This is a genomic window from Microcystis sp. LEGE 08355, from assembly GCF_015207185.1.
GTDB classification, from domain to species: domain Bacteria; phylum Cyanobacteriota; class Cyanobacteriia; order Cyanobacteriales; family Microcystaceae; genus Microcystis; species Microcystis panniformis.
On record NZ_JADEXI010000040.1, the window covers coordinates 1 to 15,835 of the forward strand.

13 protein-coding genes are annotated in these 15,835 nt (G+C 46.4%); all 13 read right to left on the bottom strand.

Annotation, left to right across the window (positions count from 1 at the left end):
* Nucleotides 1-154: 154 nt before the first annotated feature.
* Complete coding sequence (locus IQ242_RS03705; protein ID WP_193959080.1) at nt 155-403, bottom strand: hypothetical protein; 249 nt, start codon at nt 401-403, stop codon at nt 155-157.
* A 69-nt stretch (nt 404-472) separates the two neighbouring features.
* Nucleotides 473-2,161 carry a hypothetical protein gene (locus IQ242_RS03710; protein WP_193959071.1) on the bottom strand — a complete coding sequence of 563 codons (1,689 nt, stop codon included), beginning with the start codon at nt 2,159-2,161 and terminating at the stop codon, nt 473-475.
* Nucleotides 2,162-2,333: 172 nt separating this feature from the next.
* Nucleotides 2,334-3,827: a tail fiber domain-containing protein gene (locus tag IQ242_RS03715; protein WP_193959072.1), complete on the bottom strand. Its 1,494-nt coding sequence runs from the start codon at nt 3,825-3,827 to the stop codon at nt 2,334-2,336.
* 38 nt (nt 3,828-3,865) lie between these two features.
* A complete protein-coding gene (locus tag IQ242_RS03720) occupies nt 3,866-5,647 on the bottom strand; it encodes a tail fiber domain-containing protein (protein WP_193959073.1) in 1,782 nt (593 codons plus the stop codon).
* Nucleotides 5,648-5,705: 58 nt separating this feature from the next.
* Nucleotides 5,706-6,518 carry a phage tail protein gene (locus IQ242_RS03725; protein WP_072925059.1) on the bottom strand — a complete coding sequence of 271 codons (813 nt, stop codon included), beginning with the start codon at nt 6,516-6,518 and terminating at the stop codon, nt 5,706-5,708.
* Nucleotides 6,519-6,558: 40 nt separating this feature from the next.
* Nucleotides 6,559-8,034: a hypothetical protein gene (locus IQ242_RS03730; protein WP_072925061.1), complete on the bottom strand. Its 1,476-nt coding sequence runs from the start codon at nt 8,032-8,034 to the stop codon at nt 6,559-6,561.
* 54 nt (nt 8,035-8,088) lie between these two features.
* Nucleotides 8,089-11,577, bottom strand: a complete 3,489-nt coding sequence (locus IQ242_RS03735) for a putative baseplate assembly protein (RefSeq protein WP_193959074.1) — start codon at nt 11,575-11,577, stop codon at nt 8,089-8,091.
* Between the two features lie 153 nt (nt 11,578-11,730).
* A complete protein-coding gene (locus IQ242_RS03740; RefSeq protein WP_228020801.1) occupies nt 11,731-12,150 on the bottom strand; it encodes a GPW/gp25 family protein in 420 nt (139 codons plus the stop codon).
* On the bottom strand, nt 12,143-12,484 hold the full coding sequence (locus IQ242_RS03745; protein ID WP_228020802.1) for a PAAR domain-containing protein: 342 nt from the start codon (nt 12,482-12,484) through the stop codon (nt 12,143-12,145). Before IQ242_RS03745 ends, IQ242_RS03740 begins: the two co-directional genes overlap by 8 nt.
* Nucleotides 12,485-12,585: 101 nt before the next feature.
* The gene (locus IQ242_RS03750; protein ID WP_193959076.1) at nt 12,586-13,239 is read right to left on the bottom strand and encodes a phage baseplate assembly protein V; all 654 of its coding nucleotides are present in this window, start codon (nt 13,237-13,239) and stop codon (nt 12,586-12,588) included.
* Nucleotides 13,236-14,303 carry a phage late control D family protein gene (locus tag IQ242_RS03755; protein ID WP_193959077.1) on the bottom strand — a complete coding sequence of 356 codons (1,068 nt, stop codon included), beginning with the start codon at nt 14,301-14,303 and terminating at the stop codon, nt 13,236-13,238. The genes IQ242_RS03750 and IQ242_RS03755 overlap by 4 nt, the downstream gene beginning before the upstream one ends.
* 111 nt (nt 14,304-14,414) lie before the next feature.
* Nucleotides 14,415-15,068, bottom strand: coding sequence for a LysM peptidoglycan-binding domain-containing protein (locus tag IQ242_RS03760; RefSeq protein ID WP_193959078.1), 654 nt, complete (start codon nt 15,066-15,068; stop codon nt 14,415-14,417).
* Nucleotides 15,059-15,835, bottom strand: a 777-nt coding sequence (locus IQ242_RS03765; RefSeq protein WP_193959079.1) for a hypothetical protein, incomplete at its 5' end; no start/stop codon positions are given. The genes IQ242_RS03760 and IQ242_RS03765, both read right to left, overlap by 10 nt.

Consider the following 15,835-nt stretch of genomic DNA (forward strand, 5'->3'; position numbering starts at 1 on the left):
AACCATCACCGACATTACTTATGCAAAATGGTATGAGAGTGTCATAGTTGATGGGGTTCATGGTTCATATCCTCCTGTTGGTTTAATTTCAAGGCGATAAAGTCCGTAAATTATTAATTAGCCGAAACAGTCCTCCTTAATTACTTCCTTGAATTTAATAAGCTTTTTGGCTTTGCGACTCTAAGGCTTTGATTTTTTCGGTTAATACAGATATGGTAGTTTGTTGCTCTTGCAAGACTTTAGTTAATACGCCAACTATGTCCATAATACTCACTCCTTTTCGGTCAGAAGTTGCCAACAATTCTGGTACATCGTCACGATATTGCCATTGAGGATAAATGGCATTACTTAAACGATAACATAGGTGATAAAGTCCTTGAGCCTGTTGATTTGTTGGAGTCATGTAGTCAAGATGTAAATTCTTAATTAATAGTTTAGACTCACTCAACAGATTCATTTAGTAATGGGCTATTTATTCTTTGGTTACGCCACCGACCCATCCTAAATTTACCAAAACCCAAATTTTTCCCATACTTTCACCATTTCCGTTGCCATTAAAACATTGCAGTGCTTTTCCCAAAGTATAACTGGGAATATTGGCTTTCATCGCACAACCAGGTGTAGAAGAAGTAGTTAAAAAATCTCCTGCATTTATAAAACCATTTTCGGTAGTAACTTTTGTTAAAACTCTCCCTGCTAGTGCTAAGGGTTTTAAGTCATCGCGATTAACATCTGTTGGATGACTTCCCCCTATGATTAAACCGGCGGTATTTGGATCGGAAATGACTCCTGCAACTTTAGAATCGTCAGGTTTATTGCTTTTTGCCAAAAGCACGCGATTATCTGGAGGATTTTCAATTACAACAACATCTCCAGGATCGAGATCATCCTCAGTTTTTACAGGGGTCATTTCTGCAAGATCATCCGAACTACCAAATCGTAAATTACCACCAGCCCACAATGCTCCTACAGCTAAATCTTGATATTTGGTGCCATCAGCCCTCGATAGATATACCCACGTATTTGATTCATCATCTGGCCATCTTCCTAGTCTCCAACCTCCTTGACTCTGGGAAGAATCACCGCTACCAATCCAGCCATCATTGCCTCTAACATCAAGCTTATACTTGGGACTAGAAGTTCCAATACCAATATTTCCCCCTGGTGTAATGGTTAACCGATAGTCAGCAATACCAGTCTCGACAAAATTGAGAGCATTATTGGGAGCAATATTAATATGCCACTGACCGCGACCCGGAGAACCATCGATTTTGCTGAGATAGAGATGGCTGCCAAAACTAGACTGTGTTCCTTGGTTAATGTGGAAATTTCCATTGACCGTCAGGTTATCCTGAATTGTCAGCGCTCCGCTCATCGTATCCCCGGCTTTTTTAACTGCTAGGTCGAGGTTTTTTACAACTCCCGTTAAGTTTGAGCCATCTCCGAGAAATGAGGTAGCTTTGACATTGCCATTGACCTCTAATCTTTCGGTAGGAGCGGCGGTGGTGGCAATGCTGATATTGCCAGTAACAGTCAAATTATTTTGAATTGTCAGAGAACCTGTCATCGTATCCCCGGCTTTTTTAACTGCTAGGTCGAGGTTTTTTACAACTCCCGTTAATTTTGAGCCATCTCCGAGAAATGAGGTAGCTTTGACATTGCCATTGACCTCTAATCTTTCAGTAGTAGCAGCGGTGGTGGCAATGCCGATATTGCCAGTAACAGTCAAATTGCCACTGACCTCTAACTTAGCCCCTGGGGTGATTGTTCCAATACCGACATTGCCATTACCCAGAATCGTCATTTTAGTAGTAGCGTTCGTCCCAAAACTCAAGGCATGGTTAGTTTTCGTACCGAGAATCATGGCTACTGCTGGCGACCCCCAGCAGCCCTTCTCGTGGACAGACACTCGCCCATCAATCTTAGCGGTTCTAACCGATAATTTGGCATCAGTAACCCCTAAAAGATCGAGAATGCGGCTCCAACCTTCTGGATTTTCTAGGGTAGTAGTGCCGATGCCGACGTTGCCAGCAACCGTAAGAGAATCATTGATGCAGAACTGTTTAGGTCCCCCATAGAGCAAGCATGGCCAATCGCTTTCAGGAACGTTGTCTCTTCCCAGTTTTAGACTGCTGTAGATACCGACTTCATTTAAAGACATGATGATTACCTCCTTTTTTTATTAATAAGTAGTCGTGCAAAATTAATTTCCTAGTGAAGATAGGCAAAAGGCAAGAGGTAGGAGGCAAGAGGTGGTTAGATATGTGTAATTAATTTTGCTTAGGTACTTAGGAGTTGGGCAAAATCGCTAACTGTTGAGAACTGCCCTAGCTCTACTCTACTAATATAGCAGAAATCAGTGCAAGCTCAGGCATTTTAACGGCTATTGCTTGACAACGGGCTTGCAAGGCTTCTTGCTCAGCTTTTAGTTCTTTGAAAGCTTCCACAGTCAGGGCTTCAAAACCCATGATGGTCAGAGTTTTATAGCCATCAGAACTGTCACCAACCCATTCTGGAAATACGGCTGCCACCTCTTGCGCCAGGAACCCAATTTGAGTCCCGGTCAAATTTCCTTGCTTTTCTGGTTCTTTCCATTCATAAATTACTCCTCGCAGTTGCATCAGTTTCTCTAAAGCTTTCTCTAGGGGACGGATATTTTGTTTAAGTTCTGTATCCAGTCGCGGATACTCAAAAGGTATAGCTTGTGCGAGAAGAAGGGCAAACTGGTTGGCATCTCCACCCCGTTCAACCCATTCCGTCAAGTCTTTTACGTCCGAAGGAAGGTTGACAACTTTAATCTCTCTTGCCTTGCCGATTAAAGCCAATCCGACTTCTTTTAATTGGCGCTGTCCGGTGCGATCGGTATCGAGACAGAGAAAAACGCGCTTGCCCCGCAGTGCCTCGGAATAGTCCTCTCGCCATTGGTAAGGACCAAGGGGGTTAGAGGTAGCCGCCCAACCGACAGGGAGCCCCAATTGCCTAGCGGTGTCTGCATCCTTTTCTCCTTCTAAAACCAAGACAGTGTCGGCCTCCAGCACATCCGCTAGGTGATAGAGGACGAGCCTGATACCCCCTAGATGCCAGCGCCATCCTCCTTGACCATCTGGGCAGCGTTCCCGAAAGCTTTTAGGATGGAGGCGAACGACTTGAAACAGCAAGTTGCCCTGCTCATCTGTGTAGTCATAGGTAGTGACAATTTGGCTGTGACTGGGTGGGGGCTCTTCCTGAGCAACTTTTTTCCAGGTAACGCGCCGCTTTTCTTCAATTGCGAGGTCAGGCAGTAACTCGTCAAACTGCTTGGCTTGCTGGATTAAGAGAGCAAACTGGTCAGCTTGCCCGCCTTTCTCGACCCATTCCGTTAAGTCTTTGACTCCCGGAGGCAGGGTAATTACTTTAATTTCTGTTGCCTTATCCCGCAAAGCGAGTCCGACTTGCTGTAAGTGAAGTTGTCCGGGGCGATCGGTATCGGGACAGATCAACACACGCTTGCCGACCAAAGCCTCTGAATATTGAGTCCGCCACTGACCCGAGCCAAAAGGACTGGAAGTGGCAGCCCAACCAGCAGGAAGCCCTAATTGCACAGCCGTCTCTGCATCTCTCTCTCCTTCAAACACGATCGCTGTGTCGGCATTGAGAACATCTGGCAGGCGATAGAGAACTGGCCACACCCCTTCCAGATTCCACAGCCATCCCCCTCGACCATCAGGGCGGCGCTGTCGGAAGGTTTTGGGCTGGAGGCGGACGACTTGAAACAGCAAGCGGCCTTGCTCGTCCGTGTAGTCATAGATCGTAAGGATTTGGCTGCCGATGGGCGGTGGATGTTCCATAAGATTCTCTGAGATTGTTCCTTTCAAGCCCCGTCACTCTAGAGCGTCCCGACTGCTAGTTGTCGTTCGAGTTCTTCACACCGTTTTTTCAGGGCTTCATTTTCTGCTTTTAACTCCTTGAGAGCCTCGACAACCAAGGCTTCAAACCCTCTGATGCTTAGGGTCTGATAGCCGTCGGCATCTACCCCAATCCATTCGGGAAACACGGCTTCTACTTCTTGAGCGATCAGCCCCATCTGCGGTCCGGTCAAGTTTCCTTGTTTTTCTGGTTCCTTCCACTCGTAGGATACGCCCCGCAGTTGGAGGAGTTTATCTAAGGCTCCCTCTAGGGTACTGATATTCTTTTTGAGCCTTTCATCAGAGGAAATGCCCCAAGCCCCTCCGCCTGGTTTGAAGGCATTGCCTGTAACCGTCAGATTGCCGCTAGTGGTGTCAACCAAAAGCCGCCATCCCGGCTGGCCAGTGCTGCCCCAAAAACCGACCGAATTCTCATTGAATAAGCCGATGAAGGCAGTATCAACTTCACCGTAATAGGCGTTGACGCTGGAACACCAGATGCCTGCGGTAGGAGAACTGTTACTAATTTGTCGCAGCCGCATTCTGCCCCGGCATTCTAACGACTCATTCGCGCCGATATTGTTGTTAATAGTCAGTCCATTGACTACAGTTAAGGTGTTAGCGGTGAGACTGCCATTACCCGTAAGGGTCCCCCCACTGATGGGCAAAGCTCCTACCTGGGCGGCTGTTGTATTGTGGGGATTATCTGTACGGGCTGAATGAGTTTCGCCAATGGTGATGCGTTTGTTGGTATTATCTGGGGTGAGGGTAATAGCGTTTGAGGAGACTAAATCCACATTGCCGCCGGGATTGTTCACCCCGTCGATGCTGACTAACGCTCCTACTTGTGCGGCAGTCGTGCCATGCGGATTATTCGTGTTATTGGCGTGATTATTAACGAGGGCAGTTACCTCGCTATCCCGGGCAATTGCTGGGTCAATTCTCGCCTCATTAATCACCCCTGTACTCGCATTAATCTGAGTAACAAGGCGGTTCGTTCCTCCCTGATTATCAATTAGGGCGGCGGTTGTTTGGTGGGGGTTATTGGTGTTACTGGTGTGGCTATCCAACTCAGTCCCATCAGCAGAAACATCCCGACCATCCACTGTCCCAGTCACTTCCAGATTACCAGTAACTCTCAGGTTACTTTGTAAATCGGCTCGTCCGGCGGCTCCTAAACGCATCCGGGACCATTGGGAGGGGTCAACATTAGTATCAGTTAAAGTGAGACTACGGGCTTCTAAATCGCCAGCAACAACCCCAGCAGCACGCCGCCGATTGACTCCCTCTCCTTCATCGGTGGCTGTAATTTTGCCCTCAGAGTTCACTGTCACCCGCCCCAAGATTAATTGCAGACTCAATTGATCAGCGGAAGGGGGATTTTCACTTATATTAATGGTGGGGATTTCTTGTACGCGGGTAAAGCCTTCTACTCCCGTTTCATTCGTCTTATCGACTTGCTTATACTCGTGGGCGATAGTAACATAGACCGTTTTATTAACAAAGCCAGATAAATCTTTATTAGCTTTCTCCACTAGCACAATCTCTCGTCCCTCACTGTCAATCGCCATGCCTTCAGCAATTTCTATCTGGGACGAACCAATAGTATATTGTAATTTTAAGCCATCGGCGATGCCCCAAGTGTGGAGATTCTCATTGTGTCGCCGTCTCATCTCTAGGTGATAGGTTTGTTCCTCAGTAAAATCGGGGGCTCGCAGGAATTGCCCGTTAAAGTAATTTAAGCGTTTGATTGGGTTAGCCATCTTTCGTCTCCTTGGGTAAGTTTAGATTGCAGTACAGATAGTGTTAGGTCGGTTATCTTCAAAGCGGATCTAAAAGAGTATCGATGCCTACAGTGGAATTAACATCAATCCGAAATACAGGCGTTACTACTGTAATCGGTTGGCGATAGTCAGTGTGAGCTGGTTTTTGTAAATCGACAATAGCGGTAACAATCTCTTGCTGTTGCTTGCGCCGTTCAGGATTGGCCGTTGGCAAAACAATTTGCACCCAAAAGAAGAAGGGAGCGCCACCATCAAGTATGGTATCTTTCCCAATGGTAGCATGGACACCTACCTGAAATGGCGCGTTCAGTTCATTGACCTGCACACCAACATCAGATGTCGTCTGTACCCCCGTTTGGGTATAAATAATTAAAGCTTCTTCTAAACCGCGTTTAGTGCCTCGCAGCCGATACAATTGAGTCGCCCTAGCAATTAACAGTCGTTTCTTATTTTCCTCCCAATCATCCCGCAGAGTCAAGGCTACCCAACTAGCCAGCCAAGGTAAGAAGTCGAAGTCTTTGTCCCTGGGGTCGCTGGGAGCGCGTTGAGAGGCACTCAAGTTGGCTCCAGCCTCAAAATACCGATACACTCCCGCTAACTGGGTTGTTCCGCTACTAGCTGGATTGAGTAGCTTGTCTAAATCGGTAATGTTTCCTCCCCCCAGAATTTCTTCTAGACCCGGTTGGGGGACTTCTAGGGATACTTCTCCTAAACCAAGGATAATTCTTTCAAAAGCCAGTAGGAAGCGACCGAGAAAATTCGGCTGGTTAGCTTCACTATCTTCTTGAAAAATAGCCGGTAGGTAATTTAGTAAACTACTTGCCTGTCCAGTTCTTTCATTGATTGTCATAAAATCCCCTCCAGAAAAAATTGTTTGATCACTTACTTGCTCAACCAGTAATAGCTGAATTCACCTCAACCAGCGATCGCAAATCAATCACTTCTCCTGCTTTGATTAACAGCCATCCCCCTGGTTCTTGGTTGCGGTCGCTGGATAATTGAATAGAAGTAACCTGAGCAATACCAGTAATAATTGTTGCCAAATTTAATTCAAGAGAATTTGTCTCAAGATACTGAGAATCTACTAAGTTCAGGCTGCTCAGCTTGATTGTTTGGGTGGCGGTAACTTCAATTTTCATGTTAGTTGCACCAGTCGGATTTAGAGCGCAAATTGTTGGATATAAAGGATGGAAAAAAGCTCGGGTTTGGCTTTTAATTTCTCGCTTCAGTAAGTCAGGATTTGCTCCAGAAGCAGCCCTAACTTTAATTGTTAACTGCACTACCAAAAAATTAGCACTAGGTGCGATCGCTATCTGGTCTAGTTTGAGGCGGTTTGCCGGCAGATAATGGTCATACAGTTCCAGTCCAATCGGTTCCCCCCGATCATTCCAGAGGGTTTCTGTTGCTAGGCAATGTTGATCTTCTGGCTGGCACTCGCTGACAAGTAGAACGTCTGTTAAATAATCAATTCCGTCAATTTTTTCTAGTAATTCATACACCTCCGAGACGTGAACATCTCGACTAAAAGGCCAGTTTTCCGGGTCAAGGAATTGCTGCATAGCTTTGACGATGCCGTTGCTGACTGTCTCAGTGAGTACATCAGAGCGACGAGCAACGAGAATTTCCACACTGATAGGAGTATAGGTCGGACCGACAACCGACAGGCGAGTAGTGAGGATAGACCGTTGCTGAAGATATCCCTGAAGTGCATCTCGTAGTAGAGTCGTTGGTTGGGGTCCTAATTGATTGGCACTGTCACTATCTTTATCAGGTAGAATCAGAACACTAACATAGTTAGGTTTACTTTGCTTCTTTTCTTCTTCCCTCCCTGCTCCTAAATAGCGTTGCGGAACACAGTAAGCGCGTTTAATTTTTTGGCTCACTTTTGAGGGTAAATTTTCTTCTTTTACCTCTAAATTAGTAGTATCCCACCATTCTTTGCAGCGGTCTTTAAGAGATTTTTCAAGTAATTTGTCCGCCTTTTCTTCTTGCTGCATCTGCACTAACCAGATGTTAAATTTTTCCTGACTTAGAATTTCGTAATCTTCAGCCGTTATTGCTCGATATTCATCCCGCAAATTTAAAACAGCATCCTGGATTTCTTGTGCTAAATCCTGATTTTGCTCGGCAACCCAATCAGGTCCATTAAGCAACCGCAAAAATGTTCGCAAGTTATCATCAGTTATTCGATTTTGCCGATACAGCAACATTTCCGTCAAGTAGGCCAACATTTCAATCAGGGTAATGCCTGGATCGGAGGGATTATAATTTGTCCATTCCGGGGCGTAGTTAGGAATCAGTCTGAGGGCTTCGGCAACAAGATCCTCATAAGTGCGGTCATCTAAGTTAGGCAATTCTAAAGGCATGGTAAATAATTCACAATTTAATTAATTTTCAATCTTCAAAAACTGCAAGCTTCCTCAAGATTCCTCAAAAAATAGGCTGATGGTGTGAGTACCAGAATAGACTAAGAAACGGCCGGTCTTTCTTATCGCCTCAACCTCCTGAGAAACCCTGCCATCATCGACCAGGAGGCGGCGAATATAACTGACCCCCGGGACGGCTTCTAATAGGGCATAAAAATCGGATTTGTAGGGTTCGCGTCCAAAATCCCAGCCATTGCCATCTAATCCGCCCGTCAGGGGGTGTAAAAATTGCTCTAGGGTTGCTTTAACTGCTTGTTCGACAGCACTGGCTCCTTCGAGTGAACTCAAAGCAATTTCGACATTAACGCTTACTGGGATATAAGGAGGCCCAACCACCAGAATCTCGACAGTTGGACAAGCACGCGCTCTGAGAAACTTTTCAACTCGGCTAATCAGTTCCAGACTTGGTAGAGGCTTGAGCGCCTCAGAGCGCGGTACGATGATGATGCTGGTTGTTCCCCGTCTAGGTGCTTGCTCAGGTGGATCTCCTAGCCAATGTAGAGGTAGGCATTTCGCCCTTGCCACCTCTGGGGAAGCCAGTTTTGCTAAGTCTTCGTAATCTTCTAGGGTGACGGCGCGATCGCGGTGACGGATAGTTTCAGGGAGGCGATCGCGCAGGGATTCCAGGGTCTCTGCTTCTGCTCCACCCACCGCCGCTTGTAAGTTGGTCACTTTCTCGATGTAGGGAACTGTGGTCTTCAGTTGCACAATACTATCAACAGGTTTATTCCCCGCTTTGCCACCGCCTGTCTGATACCGCGCTATCCTTAGATTACCAGTTCCCAGAGGCGGAATCAGCCCGTTGCGTCCGTTACCAAACCGAATTTTGCCCGTAAGCTGGTCGAGGACGTAGTGGCGATCGCGGGAACTTGAGCCATAAAAATCAGGAACTTGCTGCCATTGTACCCAGACTTCTCGAGAATTGGGAGTTGGGGTAATCGGGTTGCTATTTCCTGGCAGTTTTAGTCTCTCTAGCTCTAGTTTTGAAGGTTTTTCTGGTTCTCTGACCTCTAATTGTGGGTTTTGCAGGACGGGAAAGCGAGTCGTTTGGAAAATTTGATTTTCTGACCCGTTACTAGAACCTAAAATTTCCTTGACAATCGTGAGCGTTTGGCTGGCAAAAGTTGTATTGAGGGCAAGGTTGATGATTCTAGGTTCAATGAGATAGTCTCCTGTTTCCCACTGTACCCGTAACCAGTAACGTTCCGATAAGTCAAACTCGGCTTTAGTTTGACAGTCAGCCGGAACCAAGAATTTAATTAATCCTGAAAGGGTGAAATTTTCGCTGCCATCATCGACCGTAAGTTTGGACCAAGCTTGTCCATTCCAATATTGCCAAGATAACCGGACTGGCGACATTGGCGGTAGTTGGTCTGCCACAAAAGTTTCTAAAGTAGCAGTATAAATAGTAGCAAAAGTATCAGGACGGCTCAGGCGGAGGAAAGCAATATCTCGGTTTTCCTGATTGAGATCTTCGGGAATAGTAATCTGCACTTTTAAGGATTTTATTTCCCCAGGAGCAAGAGTAATTGAAGTCCCTTCCTCTGAGATTGTCGTCTCCCAATTATTGCCCCAAATTTCCACTCGCCAAGTGACTGATTGCTCCGTATCATTTGTTACCCATATAGGATGGGTGACTATTCCGGTTGTCGCAACTTGACGACTGTAGGGAGGAGAAAGAGGGATAAATTTTTCCCCATATTTCAAGTCTGCTAAGGAGACAAAAAGACTCAGAGGACGATTGGGAAATTTGGAGCGATTTTGCGGGAGGGTAAATCCTAGATATAACGAAGGATGAGATTCTGTGAGGGCTTCAAAAGGAATAAATGGTTGTTCTTTCTGTTGAATGTAGGTAAAGTTATTGTAGGTTTGACAAGCAGAAAGGGACTGAGTAGCATTATATGTATAACTTAGGGTTAGGGATTTGAGCAAAGGGGGAGAAAGGGTGTTAGAAATTAACCATACTCCTGTCCCCACTGGATGAGGCGATTGTAGGGCTTCTGTCAAGGTCAGGCTATTATTTGAGGTATTAACAACCCCGATAGTTCGGACCTCCTGAGTGTTAGTTCCCGTGGCAATTTGGATGCGATCGCCTGGCATAAACCCCCGGCTACTGTTGACGATAATTTGCTCGGTGTTTTCCCTAATTTCTTGTCTGAGGGTAGTAAAAGTAGGGGGTTGAGAGGAAGTACCCGTGCCATAGTTTCCCCGAACAATCCGCACGCGAATCCAATAATTATTCTTGCCATTAACTTCACCTAATCCTATCTGATTGGGCAAAGTAAAAGTGATTGAACCGCTTTGGCTGAATTTGGCAGTTGCTAGACTACTGGGAGTTACCAATAATGGCTGCCAAGCCTTACCATCCCAAGTATCGAAGGCTAATTCAACTTCATTTTCGCTGTTGACGGGGACAGTTTCATTGAGGGTGATGTTGACTGTTACCCTAGCTCCGGCTTTGGAAAAGACTTCCTGACTAGCTAGGTAGAGTGTGTCACTGAGGCGGGGGGTTTCGCCAAAGGGAGAGAAGTCTTTAGTTAGGTCGAGGGGTGAAGAATTAATAAAACCGAGATCGGGTAGTAAATTAGACTGAGTAACGCTCACGCTCGCTGTAATCCCTTGAATTTTCGGTAAGGGAGGAGAACCAGGGATTAAAGACTGATTAAGCGCAACTTTCAGCCAGGACGCTTCTACGCCATTGATGATTTGTTTAACGGGAACGGGAAAGTTAGGAATTGATACTTGCCAACTTTGGTTATTTTCTGAGATATTACTGACCAATTGACTGATTTGCCGCCAATCTTTACCATCCCAATAAGACCAAGTCAAGGGGAGTCCTGCTAACCTCTGAGCCTCCTCAGATTGAATTGTTAAGGTGACAGTTTTAGCAACTGGTAGGGTGAATAGGTCATCGCAAGCTAAGTACAGGCTGTGTTCGACTCCCGCATCGCCATGAAAGACAAAACCCGCAGTTGCAGTTTTGGTCGTCAGCCACCCAGTGCGATCGCTCCAGGTATCCTGCTGCGGCTCCCGCACAAATACGGAGGTGAGTTGAGCGGCGGTAACTACTAATTCCGCTTCTGTTTCAAAGATGACTGGGGCTTTTTCCCCTTCCGCTGGGGGAGCGGCTACCTGAGTTCCCACTGGAACCACTACATCCACTGTAGAGCCAGCCGCCAAAGAAAAGGTCAGGGGAGTGCGAGCGGCTTGAGGTGGGAGGCGGGAGGCTCCTAACAAGTCCAGGAATGCCAAGAAATTCTTGTCCGGGACTTGGTTCAAGCGCTCGATGATAATTTCGGCAAAGCGGGCAAAGGTGCCAATCAAGACGGCACTGATAGTCCCCTTTTTCGGCAGTCTCTTGCCTGTTACTGGATCTATTTCAGATTCCTGCCAAGTGGGTGCATATTCAAGCAGTAATTCCTGCAACTGCTGGGTAATCTCAGTTGCTGTGCGCTTGTCAATTTTCGGGGCTGATTTAACCATTGAATTATGAATTATGAATTGGGAATTAGAAGATTAGCCGATGATCAATCTAAAATCAAACAGGATTCTCAGGATTTTAGGATTTTCAGAATTTGAGAATTTTAGGATGATCAATATAAAATCTAAAATCTAAAATCTAAAATCTAAAATTCATCAACCGGCACTCCTTTCTAAATAAAACGGATAGACGAGATTAAAAACGTTATTACTTGCTCGCACCTGATATTCAATACTGATGAGCAGTTTTTCTCCGTCGCTGTCGGATTGGGGAATCACTTGAACGTCTAGTACATCAATGCGAGGCTCGAACAAGAGCAAAGCTTCTCGCACTTGTTGGGAAATTTTGCCAGCGGTGGCTGCCGTATTCATTTCAAAAACGAGGTCGTAAATCCCGCAGCCGAAATCAGGGCGCATCACGCGCTCGCCCTTAGCCGTTCCCAGAATGATCCAGATGGACTGACGGACGCTTTCTTCGTACTTTGCCCATTTGAGTGCCCCCGAATCGACCTGAATGGGGAATCCTACGCCAACACCTAAAAAAGATTTCTCCATCTCCATCCTCCCCTTAACCAATTAAGACAGTACCGACAGCAATAACCTGTCCTACGGGCAAATCGGCTGGATCATTGCACGTCTCGGCTGTATCGCTGTTACGCGCTGCCATTTTGCCGTTGATCTTGACGGTTGGGCTACCGATTTTAATAGTAGCTTTGTTGGCGGGAGGGTTCTGGAAGGCCGTACCAGGAGGGGTAGGGATATGGGGCGGGATGTTGTCCGCCGTGCTGTCCACGGTGGCGGCTGCCATCCCCATAATCTTGACATCTGCACTGAGGTTGCCGTTGATGATGCCAATAAAGGGGTGGGGAAGGGGAGTCGGAACTGGTGGTCCCGGCGGTGCTGGCACCATGACAATGTGGGTGTCGGTGGCAATAATTTGGTCGCCTTGTTTAGCTGCGGGTTGTCCCATAATGGATTTTAGATTTTAGATTTTAGATTTTGGATTTAAAACTAATTGAGGTTGATAGTTGCGCCTTTAAGATTCATGGTGGTGCTGGCTTTGATATCCATGCCTGCACCAGCTTCTATTTTGCTGTCGGCGGAAGACTTAATTTCGATTTTTTGTGCGTCTAGTTTGATCGTACCTTTAGTAGCAGAAAGGGTAATGTCTTTGTCAGCAGTAATCGTAATTGTGTTATTAGATGTATCGAAAATTAGGCTGTTATTGCCACTTTTATCGATAATCTCAATAGTTTCTTTGCCATCTTCATCATTGAGACGAATGGCATGACCGCTGCGAGATTTGATCAACCGCAGGTTATTTTTCCCGTCGCTATTATTAGCTGGAGGTGCATCTTTGCCATTCCAAAGAACCCCCAAAACGTAAGGAAAACGCGGGTTTCCCTGCTCGAAACCTACCAGAACTTCATCATCTACTTCCGGGAGAAAGTAGATACCTCTTTCTTTGCCAGCCATTGGGGCAGCAATTCTCGCCCAGTTGCTTTCATCTTCATCTTTATCGCTAAGCCAGGGAAATTTCAACTTGACTCGACCTAAGTTATCCGGGTCTTTATTGTTGGTAACTACACCTACGACCACTCCGAAAATACGACCAGCGATCGCTTCCCTAGTTTCCGTATCTACTGTCACCTCAAAGAGATTCATATTGCATTCCTCCGAATTGTAAAATAGGTGAAGTAACCGCGAGGTCCGTAGCGATGGCTGGCCGCGGTGACGTAATACAGTCCACTAAATCGCTCCCCAATACCATCGATCTCAATGACTTTACCAGCCCGTACTTGGGTATTACCCCGACAAATGCCTTGACCAGTAATCAATCCCAGTACCTCCCGATTAAATTGAGCTTTAGCAAATTGATCAGCCTCAGCTTGACTGGCAACGGGGCGATCGCTAATGCCTCCTATCCCCTCACCGAAGGCACTCTCACTAAGCTTGGCACCACTCGACTGTCCCCCCATCGTCGAGACTTCATCCCCTGCCTTAGCCTGTCCAAGAACTTTTTGCTTGTCCTTGGCACTCCAGCCGCGCACTGACACCTGGTTCACCTGTCCGAGAGAGGAGAGGCGGGGATAAAATTCCAGCAGGTTATCTTCCAGAGTCAGGGTTAAGACGGCGCTACTGGCATTCCCTACCGGACGGAACAAGAGGGTTTTGTCCTCTACTACTACCTCATACTGGAGCTGCCGCGCTCGTGCTTGCAAGAATTCCAGATCGGTCTGGTTAGCCTGCATAATATAGTCATGGGTGACTTGGCTATCTTCGGCTTTGGCAGTAAGTCCTCCTTCACTGGCAATTTGAGCGGCGATGTCGCTGTCTTTTTTCTGGAGGAAAGTACGAGTCTTGCGTCCTCTTTGTAGTCGGTGGCGGCGATCGTAACCGCGCACGATAAAGCTAGGCAGGCGATTAATCGTAAATTCTGGTTCTAATCCGGTAATTTCTCCCTTAATTAAGGTGGCCACTTGGCCCCCATAACCCAGTTTAACCTCTACTTCGGTACCAAGAGCAAAAAGAGCGTCATCGAGTAAGGAAATCTGACTATTCTGAGTTTCAAGTCCAGTCAGTTCCACTGTGAACATACTGGGTAGAGTCAGGTCATCCTCAACGGTGATGCTAATAACCTGAATTTCTGTCTCAATTGGCAGTGGTGAACCGCCAATTTTCAGAGCAAAACTCGGTAACAGCAAATTTGGCGTACTCGTTGTCGGCATTATCGATAATTCTCCTGATTTTAGATTTTAGATGAGTTTTTTCCCCGTTTTCTGTTCGCTGCCATATAACTCTGTCACCTGCCCAATTCCCAATTCATAATTCATAATTCATCAACGTAGTTTCGGAATAATTAGAGGATTGCTCACTTTTAAATGGCGCGGATCGTCTAGATTATTTGCTTGGGCGATAATGCGCCAGAGATTGGGATCTCCATATACTTCCGCCGCTAGGCTGCTTAAAGTGTCTCCTCGCTTGACTAGGCGTGTCGTTTGTTCGGGATCAGTTTGTTTGAGGTCTTTTTCTCGATCAATCCATTCAGTAAAAGTCACTGTCAGCCTAGCGCGTAGGGGTTTGCCATCACTTTTGAAGAGGGTGAAGTTTTGCACCAAGTTAGTCACCACTCCAATAAAGGGAAACTCAGGAGGATCAAGGGGGTTTCCCCAAGACACTGTGCAAATTGGCGGTTGATTGGTATCCCGTTCAATGCGCGTCAGCTTGACAATTTTATTGGTGAGTTGGCGCACGTCATCTACTGGCTTACCCTCAACGGGTTCGGTCACGTCAAAAAACAGTTCTAAAACAAGGGTACGACTTCCTCCTCCCCCAAACTGCAAAACTGGTGCATTCAAGTTTCTCTGGGATGATTGACTCCAGGTGACTGGTTTGGTAATTGAATAAGCAGTCGGATTGAATTGCACCGTAATTTCTGGCAGCTTAGACGATAGGGGTTTAATCGTTAATTTGGTAGGCGTTTCTAGTACCATTGGCTTATCCCTCGACGTTCACGTTCAACGGTTAACTGGCGAAACAGCAGACGGCTGACTTGTTCGGCAATGTCTGCCACATTGACTACCGGAGTCTGGTTTGCTGTCTGAGCGATCGCTGGTATAGCAGGATTTGATGGCATAGCTTCCATCTCGGAAGCCGTATTTGACATCTGGCGCAGGCTATTGGGACGATTAGGATTGACTGGAATACTGACTGACGGCAAAGAGGAGTCAGTATAGCCGTTGTTGGCGGCGGAGAAAACTGTCCTCGCTGGTTCACTGGTAGTTTTACGCCAAACCAGATTGGTCGGGACTGAGAGGTTTCCTGGAACCTCTCTAGAGGGAATTTCTGGGACGACGGCGATCAAAGTTGTTGCTAATTCGGAGTTAACGGCGGCAATATCTCTATTTGCTTGATTTCCTGACTGTTTTTGTCCTCCGATCGCCTCTCTGTGTATTGTACCTGAACCTGTTGTTAGTCGGTTAGATTCTTTATCTAGCGATTGTAAGCTTTGCCGCAGCAACAAGGGGGTTGCTGTGCTTAAATTGCTTACTTGAGGTTGTCCTAATTCCACTGAGGTAACTTTTGTTTCTCCTTCTGTTGACGCAACTATTGCCTCTGATTGGTCTAAAGTAGCTGCTGATTCTGAGTTAGAAGTGGGATTATTTATTCTTTCAGTAATTGTTCTCAAAGGTAAAGTAGATTCTCCCGAAGTGGCTGTTAAAGAATCTATCTTCTTTTCCTCAGATGTTTCGTCTGGTTG